The following is an 18,031-nucleotide window of genomic DNA, read 5'->3' on the forward strand; positions in this document are numbered from 1 at the left end:
GCACGCCGACTCCCTTCGGGTGGGCCCTCACCGCCATGAAGTGCCACCGCAATGCTCTTCGCCGGATTCCCTCGGTTGATCGGGTGCTTGGTGCTCCCGTTCTCCACGACCTTCTTCGGGATGAACCGCGTCCTCTCGTCCTTCGATTCGTGCGAGCTCATCTGGAGGGTCTTCGCGCACGGATTCTGAGCGGCGACATGGAACCCACTCCATCGCCCGAAGAGGTGGCTGCGGATATCGCGCGGCGTGTCCGGGAGCGTCCTCGCGGTCTTGCCCGTGTGTTGAACGCCACGGGAGTGGTCCTCCACACCAACCTGGGTCGTGCGCGTCTGGCGCCGGAAGCGGTGGAGGCCGTTCTGGAGGCGGCGGGAGGCGCGTGCGATCTGGAGTTCGATCTCGAGACCGGCCGGAGGTCCCGGCGGGGTGTGCATGTGGAAGAACGCCTGGTCGAAGTCTCCGGGTTCGAATCCGCCCTGGTGGTGAACAACAACGCGGGCGGTCTCGTTCTGGCTCTGAACGAACTGTCCCAGGGGCGCGAGGCCATTGTCTCCCGGGGAGAGCTCGTTGAGATTGGCGGGTCGTTCCGGATTCCGGATGTGATGGCACGAACGGGTGCCAGGCTGGTGGAAGTGGGGACCACGAACCGCACCCACCTTGCGGATTACGAACAGGCGATCGGTCCGGACACGGCGGTTCTCGTCAAGGTGCATCGGTCGAACTTCCGGCAGGAGGGATTCGTCTCCGAACCGACGCTCGCGGAACTGGTGGAAGTGGGTCGGCATCGGGGGGTTCCCGTTCTCCACGATCTGGGGAGCGGACTTCTCCGCGCCATTGCCGGGGCCGAATCGGAGCCCACGCTGGCCGAGAGTCTTGCCGCCGGAGTGGACCTGGTGGCCATGTCGGGGGACAAACTGCTTGGGGGTCCACAAGCCGGGATTCTCCTGGGCAGGCGTGAACTTGTGGACCGGCTCCGGGGGAACCCGCTGGCCCGCGCTCTTCGCGTGGACAAGATGACGCTCGCAGCGCTTGCGGCGACGCTGGATCTGCTGGAAGATGGCGACCGGGCGGTGGAGCGCGTGCCCACACTGCGCTCGCTGGTGGCGACCCCGGCGGAACTGGAGTCTCGGGCTTCGTGGATCGCGGAGGGGCTCTCGGCCATTCCGGGCATGACGGTCCGCACGATGCCCGGTCTCGGAGAGGTCGGCGGAGGCGCAGTTCCGGCAAGGGGACTGCCGACCACCATGGTCGGGTTGTCGCTGCAAGGGATGTCGGCGCGGAATCTGGCGGAGGAACTTCGTCGGATGCCGCTTCCTGTGGTTGCGCGGATCGTGGATGAAGAGGTGCTCCTCGATCCACGCAGTCTGGATCCGGGTGAGGATGCGGAGTGTGTTCGGGCCATTGCGGAATGGTCTGAACGCCGGGGAGGATGAGGGGATCATGACCACTTGGACGGGCTTTCGTTCACCCGAAGCGGCTTCCGAGGATTTGGGAGTGCCCCTTCTGGGAGTGCTCGCGTCACCGGAGGCCCAGGGCACGCACCACCCCGTCCGACCTCCCGCCACAGACGACATCCCTGCGTTTCGCCAGGTGGCTCGTGCGGTGGCGGCGCTTCTGCATGCCCGACCGGGCCCGGTCTGTCTTGTCGGGGATATGCCCCCCGCCGCGCGAAGTGCGGTCTCTTCAGGGATCGCGTGGGCATTGGCCGAATCCGCTCCGGTGGTGCTGGTGGATGCAGATATTCGGTCGGCCTGTCTGGCGTTTGATGATCAGGGGCGCGCGCAGGAAGGGCTGGTGGATGTGCTCCGCTACGGTGTTCGGTCCCCTCGTGTTGTCGCTCCGACGGAAGTCCCGGGCGTTCATTTGCTTCCCGCGGGATCGGGCACGGTGGATGTGGAGGGAACCTACCGATCCGAGTCCGTTGCCTCGCTCTTCGAAGATCTGGGGAGTGGTGGAGATCTCGTACTGGTGCACGGACCGGATGCTGCGGACATGATCTCAGCGAAACGGTTCTTTTCCAGCATTCCGACCGTGCTTCTCCTCCACGAGTTCGGATACTCGGAAGCGGAGCGAACGCGGTCCGTCGCCACGACCGTGGGCGCGGAGCGTTGCGCGGGACTGATCACGATCGGGGAGTCCGGGGCTGATGAGGAAGTGCACGCCACCGACCCGGCGGACGAACCGATCGTCGAGCAGGGGCCGACGGCCTATCCGGGCGCAGACTCCGGGAGAGTGGCGGACCTCGTGGACGAGTTCGCGTCCGGGCAAACGGACGGAACTCCTTCCACCGACGCGCGAAGCCATGCCCGGACCTTCCTTTGGCTGGCGGGAGCCGCCCTTGCGGCAACGCTGTTGATCCTGCTGCCGAAGTGGAGCGGGCGCTTCGCCGAGCCGCCCGCCGAGGCGCCCCCGGTCGCCGGGACGCCGCCTGCCGAGCCGCCGGTGGTGGGGCCTCGCTTTGGCGTTCATGTGACATCATTCCGCTCGCCGGAACTGGCCGCTCACGAGGTTTCGCTCCTTGTGGGCGCAGGAGTGCCTGCCGTCCATCGTCGGGTGGATGTGCCGGGACAGGGAAGCTGGTTTCGCGTATTTGCGGGACCGTGCGATACGCGCGAGGAGGCGAACCGCCTTCTTGCCCACATCCGTGAACAGGACATTCGGGGTTTCGCTCAGGTCCGGATCCTCCCCCCCGGGGAATCCGCGGACGGGTCGGGCGGGGGATGGGAGAATCGATGAATCTCAAGAAGATTGAGCTGTTCGGGTTCAAGTCTTTCATGCGGAAGCTGGACTTCCACTTCAGCGACGGGATCACCGTCATCGTGGGTCCGAACGGGTGTGGCAAGACGAATGTCACGGATGCACTGCGATGGGTTCTCGGCGAGACGAACGCACGCATGTTGCGCGGGAGCCGGATGGAGGATCTCATCTTCAACGGCGCGGGCGCATACAAGCCGTTGAATGTTGCGGAGGTCAGCCTTTCGATCGACAACTCCTCGGGCATTCTCCCCACGGAGTACACGGAAGTCACCGTGACTCGTCGTGTTCTGCGCAACGGCGAGTCCGAGTTTCTCCTGAACAAGATTCCCTGTCGCCTGAAGGACATCACCGAACTCCTCATGGACACGGGGCTGGGCAGCAGGGCGTACTCCATCATCGAGCGGGACATGGTCGAGATGGTCCTGTCGGATCAGCCGGAGAAGCGACGCGAGCTTCTGGAAGAGGCGGCCGGAATCAGCAAGTACAAGACCCGCGAAAGGCAGGCCCGGCGAAAGCTGGAAGCCACCGACGAAGACCTCCAGCGAATCACCGACATCCTTGCCGAAGTGGAGCGTCAGGTGCGCTCCCTGAAGCGGCAGGTGGGCGCGGCTCGCCGGTATCAGGAAGTACGGGATCGGCTGAAGGGGCTGGAAGTGTCGCTGGCCGCGTGTGATCTCTCGTCCATTCACAAGGAGAGGGCTTCGCTGGACGAGGGGGTTGCGGAACATCGTACGGAGCGTGACGGCGCGCAGGCCCGGATTGCGGCCATGGAGGCGTCGATTGAGGAACTGCGCCTGAAGTCCGCGGACGCGGAGACGCGGCTGTCAGGAATCCAGTCGGAGGTGGACGAACTGGCGGAGGCCGCCCGGGACGCGGAGTCGAACAACCGCGTGCGGAAGGAGCGTCGCGATGCCTTCTCCGGATCGGCACGACGCCTCGCCTCCGAGAAGGAGGATCTGACGCGCAGCATTCAGGACGGAACGGAACGGGCGGAGGAACTCCACAGCGAGAGGGAGCAGCGCTCCACGGATCTGGAGGGGTTGGAGGGGGAACTGAAAGAAGCCCGGGAGTCTCTGGATCGGGTGGAGTCAGACCTGGGTGAGAGGCGCTCGGCGCTGGAGTCCGCACGCGAAGCTTCAGCGGGGGCTGCGAAAACGCTTTCGGATCATGTATCAGAACTTTCCGGGATGGTGGCGCACGGGGCGCACCTCGCGGACCGTGATGCGGCGTTGTCGGCGGAGGCGGACTCGCTGCGGCGCGCGTTGGAAGCCCGGCGGGAGGACGCCCGTTCGGAGGCGGACCGATCGGAGCAGTCGCGCACGGAGTGGGAGCGTCTGGAGGAGCGTGCGGCCGAATGCCGTCGGCGGATGGAAACGCTCGAGGAGAAGCGGGAGAACATCCGCGAAGAGGAGAGTGCGCATTCGCTGGAAGCTCAGGCGGCGCAGTCCGCGTTGGAGATGCTTCGGGGTCTGCACGAGAGTTTTGAAGGATACGGCAAGGGTGCGCAGTCGCTGCTGGCGAATGGCGGGAGTGAGCGTCTCACCGCGCTTGCTGACTCACTTCGCGTCCCGCGCGAAGACCTGATCCCCGCGATCGATTCCGCTCTGGAGTCGGCCGCCCATTGCCTGGTCGCCCCGGATTCCGGGGCCGCCGTGGAAGCGGTTCGCTCGTTGAAGGCGGGCGGCGGTCGCGCGACGCTGCTCGACCTGGAGGCGTTCCGGTCGTCAGGCAACGGAGCCACGCTGCCGGAGGTGGCGGATTCGTCCGTAGTAGGCCCGGCGCGATCGTTTCTGGAAGTCAGCGACGAGTTCACGCCGGTGCTGGATGCGCTCCTTGCGAGCGCGGTCATCGTGGAGACGCTGGAGGACGCCGTGCGTCTCTCGAATGTCCCCGCGTATGCGGGATTGCGGTTCATCGCCCGCGACGGAGACTGGGCTTCGGCGCCTGGCGTCATCCATGGCGGAAGTGGCGAACACTCCCCGGGTTCGAGTGTGCTGGGCAGGGCGGGTCGTATCGAGAATCTGGAAGGACTCGTGACGAGCGCGGGGGAGAAGCGGGAAGACGCGCGCCGTCGCGCAGAAGAACTCGCGTCCGAGCGGGATCGCGTTCGGACGGAGATCGAGGAAGCGGACCGTCTTCGGGAAGCAGCACGTCAGGCGGCTTCCGAAGCGGGAACGGCGGTCGAGCGTCTCGGTGCTTCGATTGAGGCGGCGGAAACGCGCGACACCGCGATCCGTGCAGAGCGCGACGAACTCGCGAAGCGGGAGGACGGTCTCTCCCGGGAGCGGGAGAAGTGTGAGCGGATCGTGGAAGAGGCTCGCGCCCAAGAGAAGAGACTGGGCGACGAACAGGCTCTTCGAGAGTCGGAACTGGTCGCGTCCACGGAGGACCGGGACGGCGTGCGCGATCGAGTCCACGGCTGCGAAGTTGCACGAACGAGAGTCGCCGGGGAACGGGAGAAGCTGGAACTGGAGATCGCGCGAATCGAAGAGAGCCGTCGAAGCGACGAAGCGGGGATCAAACGGCGTGACGAGGAGATCGGTTCCATTGATCGCTCCGTGGGAGAGCTGGACCGGAAGATGGACGAGGGGCGTGCCGTCCATGCGGAGCGATCGCGTGAACTGGACGGGCGACGGCATGTGCGCGACGACATCGCCCGGGGGCGCACCGGCGTGTTGGAAGAACTGCGGCAGCATGAAGAAGAACGAAACCGATGGATGCGTCTTCGGGATGACGCCACCGAAGGAGTCCATCAGTCGGAGATGGCACTCACCGGGCTCACCTCGCGGGAGTCCGAACTGGTGGAGCGAATCCGCAGGGAGTTCGAGACGGACCTTACCCTTCCCGATGCCATCGCGGTCCACGGAGATCTGGTGCGGGCACCGGAAGAGGAACAGGAGTCTGCCCGAACGGAGATGGAAGAGCTTCGCACGCAGATTCGTCGGATGGGCGGGGTCAACCTCGTGGCGCTGGACCAGTACGATCGCGAGTTTGCGCGGCAGGAGTTCCTGCAGACGCAGAAGCAGGATCTTGAGGAAGCTCGCGAAGCGCTCCGCCGCACCATTCGCAAGATCAACCGCAAGGCGCGGACGCTGTTCATGGAAACGCTGGAGGAGGTGCGCGTTCACTTCCAGAAGACCTACTCGACGCTGTTCGAAGGCGGACAGGCGGACATTCGCCTCGTCGGGGAAGAGGATCCGCTGAACGCTCCCATCGAGCTCTTTGCACGGCCGAAGGGGAAGAAGCTCGGCAGCATCTCTCTCCTGTCCAGCGGGGAGCGTGCCCTGACGGCGGTGGCCTTCCTGTTCGGAATCTATCTGGTGAAGCCGAGTCCCTTCTGTATCCTGGACGAGGTCGACGCACCGCTGGATGACATGAACATCGGGCGGTTCATCGAGATGCTCCGTGAAGTCGCGGGGAAGACGCAGTTCGTCATGATTACGCACAACAAGAAGACGATGGAAGTGGCGGACTACATCTACGGCGTCACCATGGAAGAGCCGGGAATCTCCAAGCTCGTTTCGGTTCGTCTCGGGCGCGAAGATGCGGATCCCGAGGCGGAACGCGAGCGTCTCCGCGAGATCGATCGCGACGGGGTTCTGGTCGAGGAAGGTGCCGCTTGATCGGGAGGCTGGGTCGCGGATTTGCGCGGCTCCGTGACGGCCTGAAGAAGTCCCGCGACGCGCTCGGTGACGGCGTACGCGGTGCCATTGGCAAGCGCACTGCCGTGGACGAAGAGTTGTGGGAGGAGATCGAGGAACTCCTGATCGTGAGCGATGTCGGACCGGGTACGGCCATGGACATCGTGTCGGATCTGCGCGCGGAGTCGCGCAAGTGGTCGGGGCTTGCGGAAGAGGAACTGCTGGGGGCGCTGCACCGGGCCATCGCGTCGCGTGTCGGGGCGGGGCAGGATGTGGACGCTTTCCCCCGATCCCCACTGGAGGACTCTCCGGCGGTGGTTCTTCTGGTGGGCGTGAACGGAACCGGGAAGACCACGACTGCCGCCAAGCTCGCCCATCGCTTTCTGTCGGAGGAGAAGCGTGTCGTGCTTGCCGCGGCGGATACCTTCCGCGCCGCCGCCGCCGAACAGCTGCAGGTCTGGGGAGAGCGCACGGGAGTCCCCGTCATCCGGGGGGAAGACGGGGGAGATGCCGCCTCCGTCGCGTTTGACGCGCTGCAGTCTGCGATCGCAAAGAAGGCGGATGTCCTGATCGTCGACACCGCCGGGCGACTGCACACCAAGAGTCACCTCATGGAAGAACTGGTGAAGATCCGTCGCGTTCTGGGCCGAGCCCTGGACGGGGCGCCGCAGGAGGTTCTGCTCGTGCTGGATGGAACCACCGGGCAGAATGCGGTGGCGCAGGCCCGGATCTTTTCCGAAACGCTCGGGATCACGGGAGTCATTCTGACGAAGCTCGACGGCACAGCGCGCGGTGGTGTGGTTCTGGCGGTTCATGCGGAACTGGGAGTTCCGATTCGGTTCGTGGGCGTGGGAGAGGGCATGGAAGATCTCCAGGTGTTCGATCCGGCGGCTTTCGCGGAAGCGCTGGCACCGTCTCCCGAGAAGAACCACCGGGAGTGAAAGGGAGCGGGCGAATGCAGGATGATTCCGCACGCCATGAGGGTCCGGAGGAGGTTCGCTCTCAGCGGGATCGGCTGCTGCGCGAGAACGAATCCCTCGGGCGAAGGATCGTGCACAACGATCTGGAGCGGAAGCGCACGGCCGATCAGGTCGCCCATCTCTTCCGGATTACGGCGGCAGTTCTGGCAGCGGGAGATCTGGAAGAACAGCTGGAACTCGTCGCGCACGGGATTGTGACGGCCTGCAACTACCGCCGCTGTCTCATCAACCTGTTTGATGATGAAGGCCGCGTGTGGAAGCGCGCCCACGCGGGGCTCGGGCAGGAGGAAGCCGCGGCACTGACCGAGGCACCGCTGCTCACTCCGGAAGAACGCGCACGCATTCTCGATGAGCGCCACCGCATCGGCAACTCGTACTTCGTGCCGCACGACTCCAGCCTCGCGCAGGACTTGGCGGACACCGGCGTCTCGTCTCGCCGGGCTGAAGATGAGTTCCTCGATTGGCACCCGGAGGACTTCCTCTTCGTCCCGCTCCATGGAATGGACGAGCGTCTTGTCGGTACGGTCTCCGTAGACGATCCGCAGGACGGTCGCCGCCCGACTGCGGGAAGCTTGACGGTCCTGGAACTCTTCGCCCGGGAAGCGGCCTTCGCGATCGAACAGAGCACTCTGCTGCGGAAGCTGGAAGAGACCCGAAGCTACCTGAACAATGTAGTCGCCGGTTCCCGGGACGCCATTGTGACGACGGATGTCGAGGGTCGGATCGTGCTGTGGAATGCGGGCGCGGAACGGATGCTCGGCTGGAAGCAGGAAGAGATTTCCGGGAAGAGTGTTCTGACGGTTTATGAGGACGAGTCCAGTGCACGCGCCACGATGAAGGCGCTCCGAAGCGGACAGGATGAGGACGCCGCGGAGGTGAAAGAGACCATTCTCGTTTCGAAGGACGGGGATCGCATTCCCGTATCGCTGTCGGCGTCCGCGCTGTTGGACGAGACGGGGCGCTTCATCGGGACGGCGGGCATCTCGCGCGATCTGCGCCCGTGGAAGAAGCTGGAGAAGCGGCTTCTGGAAGCGGAAAAGGCGACCACCATCCGCGAACTGGCTGCGAGTCTGTGCCATGAGACGAACAACTTCCTGGAGACGATCCTCTCGGCGGGGCAGGTCTCCCTCCTGACGCTGGACCGCGACGAGATCTGCCGGATGTATGAGGCAGCGGGGAAGGAGAGTGAGTTGTCGGCAGAAGTGGATCGGCTGACGGTGATCTCCCAGGAAGCGCTGAAGATCGCCGCGCTGACGAACCGTCTGCAGCATGTCGCTCGCGGTGGAACCTATGAGACGGTCGAGTATATCCACGACATGAAGATGGCCGACCTCCCCGAGGGGCCGGGGCTCTCCGGGCGGATTCTTGTGGCGGATGACCGCGAGTACATCCGCCGGTTTCTGAAGGACTTTCTCGTGCTGGAAGGGTTCCAGGTGGATACCGCGGAAGATGGACGGGAGGCGGTGGAGATGGCGTGCGCTTCCCACTATGATGTGGTGCTCTCGGACATCAAGATGCCGCACCGAAACGGGTACGAGGTATTCGAGCAGGTGCGGGCGGAATCCCCCGATACGCGGGTCATCCTGATGACGGCCTACGGATACGACCCGACTCACTCCATCGCCCGTGCCTCGGACGAAGGGCTGGGTGCCGTGCTCTTCAAGCCCTTCCAGATGGCACGCGTCCGCGCGGTCATCACCGAGGCGCTCGCCGCGGGGAATGACGCTTCGTGAGTTCCTCCCGCCCCCCCGTCGTTCGATTTGCCCGCCCCCCCGTCGTTCGATTTGCCGTCAAGTTCCGCGTGGAGCTTCTCTTCGCGCTCCTGATCGTGGTGCTCTTCCGAGAGTATCTCTTCGGCGGCGGGTTGCTTTACGGAACGGACTCGATCCCCGGCGGACTCTTCTTTCGAGGGTTTCTCGTGGAGTTCGTGCGTGAGTACCATGAACTACCCCGATGGAACCCCTTTATCCTGGGCGGCCTCCCGTTTCTGGACGCGACACACGGAGACACTTTCTTCCCGAGTTCGGTGCTGCAGTTTCTCTTTCCCGTTCATCGCGGTATGGGCCACAAGCTCGTCCTGCATGTCTTCCTGGCCGGCGCGTTCATGGTGTTCTATCTGCGTTCACTGCGGATGCGCACGGCCGCGGCGGCCTTCGGCGGACTTGTGTACATGCTTTCGCCGATCCTCGTCAGCTATATCTTTGCCGGTCAGGACGGGAAGATCTATGTGACGAGCCTCGCGCCGCTGGTGTTCGGGCTGCTGGAGCGCGCGATGGCTCGAGGTGGCATGGTGCGCTTCCTGGGGCTCGGACTTGCGATTGGTGTGACCATTCTCTCCGCCCAGATCCAGATGGCCTACCACTGCATGTGGGTGCTGGGTGCGCTCTTTGTGCTCCGTCTATTCCGCGGCAGTTCGGTGGCGGAGGCCTCGGCTCCCTCGAAAGGGCGTGCCTGCGCGGGGTTCGCCCTGGCGATTGTGGTGGGACTCCTGGTGGCTGCCGTGCAACTGCTTCCGGCGGTGTCCTATGTGAAGCACCCGGCCGGATTCTCCGTGCGTTCGGAGAAGACCGATTACGAGCACGCGTCCTCGTGGTCGCTGCATCCGGAAGAAGTGGCGTCGATGATCGTGCCCGAGTTCTGCGATGCGCCGAATGGATACTGGGGGCGGAACCCGTTCAAGCTGAACTCCGACTATGCAGGAATCCTCACGCTGTATCTGGCGGTTCTGGCCATTGCGCGTCGTCGCGATGCCACGCGTCTCTTCCTTGCGGGGACGGCCGTCTTCGCGGTGGCGTACTCGCTGGGGGGACACACGCCGCTCCACCCTCTCTTCTATCGAGTGGTGCCGCAGGTGAAGTTGTTTCGCGCTCCGCCGCTTGTGATGTTCGCGGCGGCGTTCTCGCTGGCCGCGCTGTCGGCGCACGCGATACAGGATCTGCTGGAGCGGCCTGGCGACCGCCGCGCCCTTCGAACGAGCATGGCGTGGGGGGTGGGCGCAGCCGCGCTGATCGCGCTGGCGGGCGTGTTTGCGGAGGAGGTCGCGGGCCTCTGGAGCCGCTATGCCGGGGGAGACTGGACCGAAGAGAGAATGCGCGCTCTGGAGGCATCGCTGCCTGCTTTTCGTCGTGCGGCGCTTCTGGTCGCGGGGATTCTCGGGGCGGGCGCGGTGGCTGTGGGGCAGGCGGGGGGCGGGGGAAGCACCCGGAGACTTCTGCCATGGGTCCTGGGAGTTCTGGTGTTCGCGGACCTGTGGAGAATAGACACGGACTTCATTCGCGTGGAAGACCCCGCAATCTGGACTGAACCGCAGGGCGTGGCGAAGCTCCTTGCGGAGGAATCCCGCAGCGAGAAGTTCCGTGTCATGCCGGTGGTCCCGGGGACCATGGCCAACGAACTGGGTTACCACGGGATTGAGTCTGCACTCGGGTTCCATGACAACGAGCTGGCATGGTATCGGGAGCTCCGTTCCGCGCCGGAAGCCGGGAACCTCCTCGCGCAGGTGGGGGAGTCCTTCCCGTTTCTGCGAGTACTCAACACGAAGTTCGTGCTGTTTGCGCCCGAGGGCGCGCCGAAACTCTGGCCGGTGTCGGATTCGCTGGGGCGTTTTCGCTTGGTGGAGGACTGGGAGGTCCTTGCGGACCAGAGAGCGGTCCCGGCGCGTTTGGCGGATCCCGAGTTTGACCCGGCGGTCACGGTGCTCCTGGAGGAGGAACCGGAGTTCGCGGGTCTTCCGACCGCTGCTCGCGGCGACACTTCCGGCCGGGTCACTCGCTATGAGTACCGGGGGAACGAGATCTTTGTGGATGTGTACGCGGAGAGGAACTCACTGCTCGTTCATTCGGAGAACTGGTTTCCGTACTGGCACGCGTTCGAGGGGGACCGCGAGTTGCCTCTGCTTCGCGCGTACGGAACGGTCCGTGCCATTCCCATCACCCCGGGGACTCACAAGATCCGCCTGGCGTTCCACTCCGCACCGTACGAAGCGGGCAAGTGGATCACGCTGGCGACGCTGTTCCTGACGGGTGTGGCTGCCGCGGCCACGGTCCGGCGCCGGGGTCGAAGCGCATGAGGGCTTCCGGCATCATGGGGCGCCTCGTGCGCATTCTGGGTGTGGGGTTTGCCCTTGGGATCCTTGCGGCCACCGTGGTGTCCGCGTGGGGAGACCTGGCGTCGGAGAGCGTCTCCTTCGACCCGATCCGTGCGGCGCTTGCCGTCCTCCTGCTTGCCGCGATCTATCTGGGGACCGTAGAGGCGTGGCGGGCGCTGATGCGGCTTCTCGGGATTACTCTCGACTATCGGGATGTCATCCGGCTCTGGTCCTACTCCAATCTGGGCCGGTACCTGCCCGGGAAGGTCTGGACGGTCGTGGGGGTCGTGGTCCTCGCGGGGGATCTGGGAGTTCCGCCTGGCGTGGCAACGGCCCACGCGTTCCTGGGCGTGGGCTTCATGATCGGGACGGGTGCGCTGGTTGGGCTTCTTCTGGTTCCGGAGTCCGTGACCTCATTCGGCCTTGCGGGAATGCTCATCCCGGTGGTCGCTCTGTCGTCCATCCTCCCGATCCTGCTGCCGGGATTGCTTCCGGCCGCGCTCCGCAGCCTTCCCAGGTCCTTCGGGTGCGCCCGGATTCCCACGCCGCGCCGTCGAGCTGTGGCCGTACAAGTCGGACGCTTCGCTCTCATCTGGCTTCTCCAGGGGGCGGGCTTTCTCCTTCTCGCATCTTCCATGGGAGAGGTGTCGCTGGCGGACTTCCCGCGCTTTGCAGGCGCGTTCGCACTGGCCTATGTCGTCGGGCTGCTTGCAGTGTTTGCGCCGGGTGGCATCGGCGTTCGAGAAGCGGTGCTGGGTATGCTGCTGGGGTCTTTCGGAGGCGGGGATCTTCCGGTGCATCTGCTGGCTGTGGCGTCGCGGTTGTGGGCGATCGCTGCGGAACTTCTGATTCTTCTGCTGGCGTTCACTCTGGGCGGACCGAAGGGGGGAACGCGGGCGTGAGAACGGTCTTGTGGCCCACGCAGGTCTTCCCTCGCGAGGAAGGGGACATCTTCGGGGGCTTCCTGTTGCGCCTTGCAAGGGAACTCCCTGCGCGAGGGTGGAAGCCGGTTGTGGTCGCGCCTTCCGCAGCCGGTCTTTCCCTTCGAAGCGATCTGGACGGCGTGCCGATTCGGAGGTTCCGATACGCGCGTTCCGGTAGAGAGACGCTGGGCTATTCCGGGGGCATGCATCTGGGCGCGATGCGGCATCCTCTGGGATTCGCCCGGTTCTGTGCGGCGTTCCGGCAGGGCGTGTCCGACGCCGTGAGGGAAGAGACGCCCTCGTTGGTGCACGCGCACTGGTGGTTCCCGTCGGGGTGGGCGGCGGCGGGAGCGGCCCGGCGTGCGGGGGTTCCGCTGGCTCTGTCTCTGCACGGGACGGATCTCCGCCTGGGAGATGCGTTCCCCGGCGCGCGCATTCCGGCTCGGCGGGTCATGAGGCGCGCTTCGCTCCTGCTTCCCGTATCCCCGGCGCTGGATCGCGTGCTCGTGCGATGGGGCCTTGCGGAGGTGGCGCGAGAGATTCTTCCCATGCCTGCGGACGGGCTTGTGTTTCACCCGCCCGAGTCAGGGACCGACCGGAGCGCGTTCGTGCTGGCGGCGCGCCTGACCAGGCAGAAGTGCGTGGATGTCGCGTTGCGTGCGGTTCGCGGGAGCGCGGACAAAGGGGTGGATCTGACGCTGGACATTGTGGGTGACGGCCCGGAGCGCGACCGGCTGGAAGCGCTGGCCGGGGAGCTGGAGATCCGGGACCGGGTCGTGTTCTCGGGGGCGGTTCCCCAGACGGAGTTGGCCAATCGGTTTCGGTCTTCCCGGGCGGTACTCCTGGTATCCCGGGAAGAGGGATACGGGCTGACACTGGTGGAGGGTGCGCTCTGCGAAGCGCCGTCGATCGGAACGCGGTCGGGTGGGATTCCGGACTTCGTGGAAGACGGGCACACCGGTCTTCTCGTGGAGCCGGGGGACTCCGAAGGGCTGTCGTGCGCGATGTGTCGCCTCTCGGAGGATCCGGCCCGGGCTCGTCGATTCGGAGCGGCCGCACGGGAGCGAGCCCTGGAACGGACGGCGGGGCCGCTGGCGGATCGCCTTGCGGGGCTCTACGACGATCTTGCGCAACGATCCTCGTCACGGGCTTGACTCGGGCGTTCCCCCCCCCTAGATTCGATGGCTGGTATTTCCGCGTTCTCCTCGGGGCGGGGTGAAACTCCCCACCGGTGGTGACAGCCCACGAACGGACGCATCTGCGTTCGCCGACGCGGTGGAACTCCGCGGCCGACCGTGACAGTCGGGATGAGAGAGGAGACAGCGCGCACCGGATCGGGGCCTTGCGGCCGTGGTCTGCGAGTGCGCGTGTCTGCCCCCGGGGTGTGCGCCTGCCCGGGGGTTTCTTGTGCCTGACACGGTCTCATCCCAGCCCGATACGCGGTGGATGCACCGCTCGCTGGAGCTTGCCGCCCGCGCGCGCGGCCGCACTTCGCCGAACCCGCTGGTCGGGGCGGTCCTTGTGCGGGAAGGACGCGTGGTCGGCGAGGGGTTCCATGCGCAGGCCGGCTCCCCGCACGCCGAGGCGGAAGCGCTTCGGGCCGCCGGGTTTCGGGCCGCGGGCGCCACTCTCTACATCAATCTGGAGCCGTGCGCTCATCAGGGGCGGACTCCGCCGTGCGCGGCGGCTCTCGTGGACGCGGGTGTCGCCAGGGTGGTGTCGTCGCTGGAGGATCCGGATCCCCGGGTGGCGGGACGAGGGCACCGTTTTCTGCGCGATGCGGGCGTTCAGGTCCAGGAGGGCTTCCTTGCGGATGAAGCCGTGCGCCTCAACGAGGAGTACCTGCACCGCGCCCGGACAGGCCGTGCGTTTGGTGTGCTGAAGGCGGCGGTCACGCTCGACGGGCGGCTTGGACCGGAGGACGGGAACTCGCGCTGGATTACGGGCGAGGAGTCGCGGCGCAGGGCGCACGAAATGAGGGATCAGTACGACGCGGTGCTGGTCGGTCGCGGGACGCTGGAACGCGATGATCCCGGTCTGGATGTGCGAATCCCCGGCAGCCGCAGGAACCCGGTCGCGGTCGTGGTGGATTCAAGGCTGTCGGCTCCCCCTGACCGAAGCCTCTGGGAACGCGCGAAGTGTGGGGAGCAAGTCCTGATGGCCACAACAGATAGCGCGGACAAGGCGGCGGAGTCCAGGCTGGTGGACTGCGGCGTCACCGTGCTTCGCCTTCCGGCGGATCCGGAGGGGCGTGTGGATATGGGGTCGCTCTTTAGGGCGCTGGGCGGCCGCGGGATCAACTCCGTCATGGTGGAAGGCGGCATGGAGCTGCATACGGCAGTCTTGCGCGCGGGACTGATCGGGCGCGCACACCTCTTCGTGGCGCCCCTCATCCTGGGCGGGAGTCGCGGGCCGCGTCTCGTGGGGGACCTGGGTATCGGGAGTGTCGCGGAGGCCCTTCGCCTGCGGGAGATCACGCATGAAACGCTGGGGAGCGATGTCCTCATCACGGGGCGAATCCTCCCCGAGGAGACAGGCTGATGTTCACGGGGATCATTCGCGAAGTCGGGACGCTGCGCGCCGCCACCCGAACGGGCGGGGGAGCACGCCTCACCATCGAAGCTCCCCGGGCTGCGGAAGTGCTCGTGGAGGGCGGTTCGATTGCGGTGGACGGCACCTGCCTGACGGCCACCTCCATTTCGGGCGGGTGCTTCACGGCGGATGCGGTTGCGGAAACGCTGGCGCGAACCATCTGCGACGAATACCGCACGGGCGCCCGCGTGAATCTGGAGCATCCGCTGTCGGTCGGCGATCCTCTGGACGGGCATATCGTGCAGGGACATGTGGACGGTACCGGCGTGGTGTCGCGGATTGCGGACGCGGGGATTCAGCGCACGGTCTCCTTTGAGGTCGCCCGGGAAGTGGCGCCCTTCCTTGCGGTCAAGGGATCGGTGGCGGTCAATGGTGTCAGCCTGACCGTCACGAATGCGGGCGTGACGAACTTCTCCGTGGCGTTGATTCCCACGACACTTCGGGAGACGAATCTGGGAGATGCATCGGTCGGCACTCGGGTGAATCTGGAGGTGGATGTGCTGGCACGATATGTCGCGAGACTGGCCGAGTCCGGTGGGGGAAGGGGACTGACTCGGGAGAAGCTGAAAGGACTGGGCTTTTGAGAGAGACAACCGAACCCGCCGCGCGGGTGACATCCGGAGGCGGGGAGGACGCCATGGATTCGATGGAACGAGCGATTGCGGACATTGCTGCAGGGAAAATGGTGATCGTCGTGGATGACGAAGACCGGGAGAACGAGGGCGACCTTGTCATGGCTGCGGAGCACGCCACGCCGGAAGCGGTCAACTTCATCACCCGCTACGCGCGCGGCATTTTGTGCGCGTCTTTGCCGGGGCGAGAGGCGGAGCGGTTGGGTCTGCCACCGATGACGCAGCGAAACACCGCGCGGATGGGGACTCCGTTCACGGTCTCCGTGGATGCCGCCGAAGGCACCACGACCGGCGTCAGCGCGGCCGATCGCTCGCATACGCTGCGGAAGCTCGCGGACCCGGCATCGGTGCCCGGTGACTTCGCCATGCCGGGACACATCTTCCCGCTGCGTGCGGCCGAGGGCGGCGTCTTGCGTCGTGCCGGGCACACGGAGGCTGCGGTGGATCTGGCTGGACTGGCGGGCCTGCGCGAGGTCGGGGTGCTTTGCGAAATCCTCAACGAAGACGGAAGCATGGCCAGGCTGCCGGACCTGGAGGCGTTTGCGGAGGAACATGGGTTGACGCTGATTTCGATCGCGGATCTGATCGCGTATCGGCGCGGTCGGGAGACGCTGGTCGAGCGACTCGCGGAGACAGAGCTTCCCACCGAGAATGGAAACTGGCGCATGATCCTCTTCGCAGGGAAGCCGCACAACGACCTCCATGTTGCGCTGGTCATGGGAGATCCCGCCACCTTCGCGGACGCGGACATTCTGGTGCGCGTTCACTCGCAATGCCTGACGGGGGACATATTCGGGTCGCGGCGATGCGACTGCGGAGAGCAGCTGGATCTGGCCATGGCCCGGATTGCGAAGGAGGGTCGCGGTGTATTGTTGTACATGCGGCAGGAGGGTCGTGGGATCGGACTTCTCAACAAGCTCCGCGCGTACAACCTGCAGGATGGTGGAGCGGATACAGTGGACGCCAATGTGAAGCTGGGGTTCCGTCCCGATCAGCGGGACTATGGCGTTGGCGCGCAGATTCTGGCGGATCTGGGCGTGCGACGGATGCGCATCATGACCAACAACCCGGCCAAGCGGATCGGGCTGGAGAGTCATGGCCTGACGGTGGTGGATCGTGTTTCCATCTCGGTGGAGCCGCGCGAGGAGAATCGCCGCTACCTGGATACCAAGCGGGAGAAGATGGGGCACCTGCTGCCCACTTACGAGGAGGAGGTGAGCGATCATGAAGTTTGAAGGCTCTCTGGATGGAAAGGGACTCCGCGTCGCGCTGGTCGTGGGGAGGTTCAACGCTTTTGTCACGAACCGGTTGCGCGAAGGGGCGGTGGACTGCCTGACGCGCCATGGAGTCTGTGAGGACGACATCGACGAGATTCTCGTGCCGGGCGCGTTTGAGATTCCACAGGCGGCCTCGGCGGCGGTGTCTTCCGGACGGTATGGCGGCGTCCTCTGTCTGGGCGCGGTCATCCGGGGCGCGACGCCGCACTTTGACTTTGTTGCCGGGGAGTGCGTGCGGGGCGTGTCTCGCCTGGCGGCCGGATCCTCCGTGCCGGTGGGCCTTGGAGTGCTGACCACGGATACGGTGGAGCAAGCCGTCGAGCGCGCCGGGTCCAAGTCGGGGAACAAAGGCTGGGACGCTGCATTGGCCGTGCTGGAGATGGCCTCGGTTCTCAAACATGTGCGTGGAGACTGATGGGACGACGCCGACTTGCGCGGGAGACCGCGTTCCGACAGCTGTTTCGCGTGGATCTCACCGGCAAGGACTTGACGGACGCGCTGGTTGAGATTGGAGATCTTCGGCGGGAGGCCTCGCGGGGCACGGTCACTCGCGAAGCGGACCCGGAGGATGCGGAGACATTCCGCTTTTCACAGGAGTTGCTGGAGAGCGTGGGGGCTCATCGCGTGGAACTGATGGAAGCGCTCGCGTCGGCGGCGGACCGGTTTGAGATCGGGCGCATGGCGGCGGTGGACCGAAGCCTTCTTCTGTTGGGAGCGGCGGAGATCCTCTACTGGCCCACGATTCCGGACGAGGTCACCATCGACGAGTATGTGGCCCTGGCCGGCAAGTACTCCGCGGAGGGCTCGGTGGGTTTCGTGAATGCGGTGCTTGACCGGCTCGCTCGCGAAAACGCAGCCGGAGGGGCACGGCCGTGATTGCCGTATTCTCGGATGTCCACGGAAACGCGCACGCGCTGGAGGCGGTGCTGAACGATGCGCGGTCGGCGGGCGCACGCGACTTCTATTCGCTGGGAGATGTTGTCGGCTACGGGGCTCACCCCGCTCGATGCGTGGAACTTGTGGAAGAGACGGCCTCCGTCAAGGTGTTCGGGAATCATGACGCGGCCGTTCTCAATCCCGCCGTTGCGCGGCAGTTCCGCGCTCACGCCCGGACAGCCGTCGACTGGACGCGCGACGCTCTCTCC

Annotated in this window: 14 protein-coding genes and 1 riboswitch; all 14 genes read left to right on the forward strand. The window is 65.5% G+C overall.

The features are described 5' to 3' along the window. The first annotated feature begins 35 nt into the window (after positions 1–35). A complete protein-coding gene (selA, locus tag QF819_06180) occupies positions 36–1,430 on the forward strand; it encodes an L-seryl-tRNA(Sec) selenium transferase (protein ID MDP6802744.1) in 1,395 nt (464 codons plus the stop codon). Positions 1,431–1,437: 7 nt separating this feature from the next. After that, the gene (locus tag QF819_06185; GenBank protein ID MDP6802745.1) at positions 1,438–2,733 is read left to right on the forward strand and encodes an SPOR domain-containing protein; all 1,296 of its coding nucleotides are present in this window, start codon (positions 1,438–1,440) and stop codon (positions 2,731–2,733) included. After that, positions 2,730–6,377 carry a chromosome segregation protein SMC gene (gene smc / locus QF819_06190; GenBank protein MDP6802746.1) on the forward strand — a complete coding sequence of 1,216 codons (3,648 nt, stop codon included), beginning with the start codon at positions 2,730–2,732 and terminating at the stop codon, positions 6,375–6,377. Before QF819_06185 ends, smc begins: the two co-directional genes overlap by 4 nt. Then, positions 6,374–7,336: a signal recognition particle-docking protein FtsY gene (ftsY, locus tag QF819_06195; protein ID MDP6802747.1), complete on the forward strand. Its 963-nt coding sequence runs from the start codon at positions 6,374–6,376 to the stop codon at positions 7,334–7,336. Before smc ends, ftsY begins: the two co-directional genes overlap by 4 nt. 14 nt (positions 7,337–7,350) lie before the next feature. Further along, the gene (locus QF819_06200; protein MDP6802748.1) at positions 7,351–9,108 is read left to right on the forward strand and encodes a response regulator; all 1,758 of its coding nucleotides are present in this window, start codon (positions 7,351–7,353) and stop codon (positions 9,106–9,108) included. Further along, positions 9,105–11,444, forward strand: a complete 2,340-nt coding sequence (locus tag QF819_06205; GenBank protein ID MDP6802749.1) for a hypothetical protein — start codon at positions 9,105–9,107, stop codon at positions 11,442–11,444. The genes QF819_06200 and QF819_06205 overlap by 4 nt, the downstream gene beginning before the upstream one ends. Next, the gene (locus QF819_06210; GenBank protein MDP6802750.1) at positions 11,441–12,364 is read left to right on the forward strand and encodes a hypothetical protein; all 924 of its coding nucleotides are present in this window, start codon (positions 11,441–11,443) and stop codon (positions 12,362–12,364) included. The genes QF819_06205 and QF819_06210 overlap by 4 nt, the downstream gene beginning before the upstream one ends. Beyond that, positions 12,361–13,539: a glycosyltransferase gene (locus QF819_06215; GenBank protein ID MDP6802751.1), complete on the forward strand. Its 1,179-nt coding sequence runs from the start codon at positions 12,361–12,363 to the stop codon at positions 13,537–13,539. Before QF819_06210 ends, QF819_06215 begins: the two co-directional genes overlap by 4 nt. Positions 13,540–13,582: 43 nt before the next feature. Continuing rightward, positions 13,583–13,708: riboswitch (FMN riboswitch) on the forward strand. A 123-nt stretch (positions 13,709–13,831) separates the two neighbouring features. Then, the gene (gene ribD / locus QF819_06220; protein ID MDP6802752.1) at positions 13,832–14,926 is read left to right on the forward strand and encodes a bifunctional diaminohydroxyphosphoribosylaminopyrimidine deaminase/5-amino-6-(5-phosphoribosylamino)uracil reductase RibD; all 1,095 of its coding nucleotides are present in this window, start codon (positions 13,832–13,834) and stop codon (positions 14,924–14,926) included. Continuing rightward, positions 14,926–15,561 (forward strand): riboflavin synthase, encoded by a 636-nt coding sequence (locus tag QF819_06225; GenBank protein MDP6802753.1) that lies wholly within the window; start codon positions 14,926–14,928, stop codon positions 15,559–15,561. The genes ribD and QF819_06225 overlap by 1 nt, the downstream gene beginning before the upstream one ends. 53 nt (positions 15,562–15,614) lie before the next feature. Continuing rightward, positions 15,615–16,844: a bifunctional 3,4-dihydroxy-2-butanone-4-phosphate synthase/GTP cyclohydrolase II gene (locus tag QF819_06230; GenBank protein MDP6802754.1), complete on the forward strand. Its 1,230-nt coding sequence runs from the start codon at positions 15,615–15,617 to the stop codon at positions 16,842–16,844. Further along, positions 16,831–17,301 carry a 6,7-dimethyl-8-ribityllumazine synthase gene (ribH, locus tag QF819_06235; protein MDP6802755.1) on the forward strand — a complete coding sequence of 157 codons (471 nt, stop codon included), beginning with the start codon at positions 16,831–16,833 and terminating at the stop codon, positions 17,299–17,301. The genes QF819_06230 and ribH overlap by 14 nt, the downstream gene beginning before the upstream one ends. After that, positions 17,301–17,762 (forward strand): transcription antitermination factor NusB, encoded by a 462-nt coding sequence (gene nusB, locus QF819_06240; GenBank protein ID MDP6802756.1) that lies wholly within the window; start codon positions 17,301–17,303, stop codon positions 17,760–17,762. The genes ribH and nusB overlap by 1 nt, the downstream gene beginning before the upstream one ends. Further along, positions 17,759–18,031 (forward strand): metallophosphoesterase family protein (locus tag QF819_06245; protein ID MDP6802757.1); only part of this gene is annotated, 273 nt, incomplete at its 3' end. The genes nusB and QF819_06245, both read left to right, overlap by 4 nt.

It is taken from the genome of Gemmatimonadota bacterium (genome assembly GCA_030747075.1).
Taxonomy (GTDB): Bacteria; ARS69; ARS69; order ARS69; family ARS69; genus ARS69.

Excerpts from the sequence above, each read along its gene's own strand:
- selA (MDP6802744.1), top strand. The coding sequence starts at position 36 with ATGAAGTGCCACCGCAATGCTCTTCGCCGGATTCCCTCGGTTGATCGG.
- QF819_06230 (MDP6802754.1), top strand. The coding sequence starts at position 15,615 with ATGGATTCGATGGAACGAGCGATTGCGGACATTGCTGCAGGGAAAATG.
- nusB (MDP6802756.1), top strand. The coding sequence starts at position 17,301 with ATGGGACGACGCCGACTTGCGCGGGAGACCGCGTTCCGACAGCTGTTT.
- QF819_06210 (MDP6802750.1), top strand. The coding sequence starts at position 11,441 with ATGAGGGCTTCCGGCATCATGGGGCGCCTCGTGCGCATTCTGGGTGTG.
- QF819_06185 (MDP6802745.1), top strand. The coding sequence starts at position 1,438 with ATGACCACTTGGACGGGCTTTCGTTCACCCGAAGCGGCTTCCGAGGAT.
- ribD (MDP6802752.1), top strand. The coding sequence starts at position 13,832 with ATGCACCGCTCGCTGGAGCTTGCCGCCCGCGCGCGCGGCCGCACTTCG.
- QF819_06225 (MDP6802753.1), top strand. The coding sequence starts at position 14,926 with ATGTTCACGGGGATCATTCGCGAAGTCGGGACGCTGCGCGCCGCCACC.
- QF819_06200 (MDP6802748.1), top strand. The coding sequence starts at position 7,351 with ATGCAGGATGATTCCGCACGCCATGAGGGTCCGGAGGAGGTTCGCTCT.
- smc (MDP6802746.1), top strand. The coding sequence starts at position 2,730 with ATGAATCTCAAGAAGATTGAGCTGTTCGGGTTCAAGTCTTTCATGCGG.